The sequence below is a fragment of the Microcystis sp. M53603_WE2 genome, from assembly GCF_030065435.1.
On the sequence record NZ_JASJFF010001385.1, the window covers coordinates 1 to 2877 of the forward strand.

3 protein-coding genes and 1 pseudogene are annotated in these 2877 nt (G+C 38.8%); all 4 read right to left on the reverse strand.

The window, feature by feature from the left end; translation table 11 throughout:
* Window positions 1-337: 337 nt before the first annotated feature.
* Complete coding sequence (locus tag PX481_RS29090; protein ID WP_223213098.1) at window positions 338-616, reverse strand: hypothetical protein; 279 nt, start codon at window positions 614-616, stop codon at window positions 338-340.
* A 553-nt stretch (window positions 617-1169) separates the two neighbouring features.
* Window positions 1170-1319: pseudogene (locus tag PX481_RS30285) on the reverse strand (methyltransferase); the annotation flags it as partial.
* Window positions 1320-1373: 54 nt separating this feature from the next.
* Window positions 1374-2072 carry a hypothetical protein gene (locus PX481_RS29095; protein ID WP_002763548.1) on the reverse strand — a complete coding sequence of 233 codons (699 nt, stop codon included), beginning with the start codon at window positions 2070-2072 and terminating at the stop codon, window positions 1374-1376.
* Between the two features lie 196 nt (window positions 2073-2268).
* A partial coding sequence (locus PX481_RS29100; RefSeq protein WP_288097452.1) for a 2OG-Fe(II) oxygenase occupies window positions 2269-2877 on the reverse strand: 609 nt, incomplete at its 5' end.

Consider the following 2877-nt stretch of genomic DNA (forward strand, 5'->3'; position numbering starts at 1 on the left):
ACGATGAGTTAGGGATAGGTATAGCAGCTTCTTAAAAGTTGCCTAAAGATTAATCAAGTCAAGGAGAATTTATTCTCAATTTTTATAATTGAGATAGTTTGTGCCGCTTAAATAAAGAGGTTTTGATAACCAAATTAAAGCAGCTCTAAAGAGTTTTGAGTTAAAAGTTAAACTTCAAGTTTTCATTCAGGACGAATGTACTGATTAACTAATTTTTTGGGGAAAATTAGTCAACCCATCATTATAACATATAATTAATTTGCAAGAGTTCTATACAATTGATATTCTTCCAGTAGTTTATTAGAGTAATTAAAGAAAATACTCTCTCATTTCTACCTCACATATCCTGAATTTTAACAAATGCCAAAGGTTCGTTGAATTTCCACGCTAAAAATACCATATAAGCAATTAAACCACAGGGTATTAATAATAGGAAAAGACTTTCTCTCTTGGGCAGTTCTTTTTTCTTTAAATATTTCCAGAGTAATTCGATAGCAAAAGCCAGAAAAATTATTACTCCTGTGACTCTAGTTAAACTGGCAAAAAATCCCAAAAATCCAGACCAAAAGTATTTCTTATTCAGAAAGAAATAAAAACAAGCAGAGGTGGTTAGCAAATATAAACTTTCTCTATAAAAACAGCTATAAAAAAAGGAGTTAGGAAAAATTAACATAAGAATTAAAACCTTTTTACAGCCTCTCTTATTCAGATAAATGTTGCTATTTTTATAAACAAAAATTAAGACAAATATTAGACATAAATTAGAAAAAAGAAGACCATAAATAGGCAAAATTAAAGAATTTAAAGATGCAATTTATTTGAATAAAATAGGATAGAGAGGAAAAAAAGCAACGTTCGATTGTTTTTCAGTATTGTATGAATATCCCCCCTGAATAATGCCGTTAAGTAGTCGGAGATAAATTCTGTTGTCTATCTTAAGAAATGGGTTCTTCGTTACTTGGTATGGTTCGATAGGGGGGGCATAAATCGACTAAATCCTTATCTGGCAAGAGACTTAATTGATTAGTTCGTTCTAGATCGAAAACAATTAACAAAAATCGCCAAATGTCTTTATACATAAGGGTTACATCCCTTATAAACCCCGTCCATTGCATAACACAAACCGAAGAGCCATTTTTATTTTAGGTGGTTTAAGTGCGTTTTAGCTTAGCTTGAGATAGCCAGTAACCCGAAATCATTTGGGTTAATTGAAGATGAAGAGGGAGTTCAGGTAAGGACATAATCAACTTTTGTGGGAATAAAATTAAACAGTACCATATAGGATAAGCTGCCCGCGCATTTAAATTGCTGGTTGAGATGAGGCAAGAGTCAAGACTCCCCCAACCTCAAGGCTGTTCCATGTTTCCTTCTATTTATTGAATTTTAACATTTAATTTATAGGTGGCATTGCCACGAGTTCCCCCTACAATTATTTCATAATTTCCAGTAGCCGGTAATTTTAAACTAGATTGGGTAGCTTCTGTTTTCAAAGTTTGCCCATTCGGTGCAATCACATCGAATACGGCATTATTTTCTAATGCTGTAATTTTCAGATCCATTCTCTGTCCTTGATTCGCTCTTAATAAATAAATATTTCGACTACCTCGAACAACCGATTGATTAACTGCAGTGGTATTAGTTCCTGGTGCCAACCGAATTTGAGATACTAAACAAGGTTGTTTTTGATAAACGACTCGTCCCGTATTCAAAGAATCTGAAGTTAACGTCCATTTTTCTTGAGTTGTTTGAGTATCTAACTCAATTTTTGTCTTGATATTTAAGTTTAACTGATTCCCATTTTTCCTTCCTTGTAAGGTTTGAGTATAGGAACTATAATAAGATTCTTGTTCATTATGAATCGTAGCTTCTACCCGACCCGTGACTTGATTTCCCTGAATATAAATCCTCGCCGTAGAATCTAGATCATCATTAGCGACTGAAAAACAATAACCTTGAATCGAAGAAACGCTAGACGCTTGAGCAACTTGTCGGGGTGGATGATTTACCATCCTAGGTGTAACATTCAGTAAACTTGCCAAAATGACTACAGAGCTTAATAATTTCATCATCATAACTGACTCATGATTAAAGGTTAATTGATCACTGATTACTGATAGTTTCCATTCAATTAATTTCTAAGCGCGAGTAGAGAGCTACCATCACCAGACGGTGGCCCGTTGACTCCGTCTATCGTGAGCCAGGCAACGTTCGGGTTGCCAGTAAAATGGCGAGGTTGGCAATGCCTGTCTTTGTGTCGCTGGTGTCGTCTCACGCCGGATTGGGTTTGCGCGCATAGAGCTGCTCGGCGCGGTTGAACAAGATCCAGCTGCTCAGAATGTATTTGTCGTGCGACTCGGGCACATTGCCGCGATGGGTATGGGTAAAACCGGCGGGAGCGATCACCATCGTCCCAGAGGTCGGCTTGAGCTTCCGTTCTTGGTACAAGAACTCCGTCTCACCACCGCGCTCTACATCGTTCAGATAGAACATAAACAAAAGGACGCGATGGAGCGTCTCGGCAGCTGGGTCGCGAGGATAGATTTCCGAATGCCAGTAGTAGTAACCACCGACACTCTTCGAGTATTTCTGAACGTTGATCGCTCCGGGTCGAAATACTCTGAACAAATACTCGGCGAGTTCCAGGTCCGATGCCGCTCCAACATCCGAAGTTGTTAACGGCCTGACCAGTCCGGTAGCCGGCTCTTGCCAGCTTAATGCGAACGCACTCGTGACCAGGTATGGATACTTGCGAATGTACAACATCAGGTGACGCAGTGTGCTGTCGAGTATCTGACTGTGCAAATCGCTCCACTCGGAGAGGCCTGTGATGGTGATGTCGGTGCTGTTCTTCTTGGATTTGTCGACTCCATGACCGAT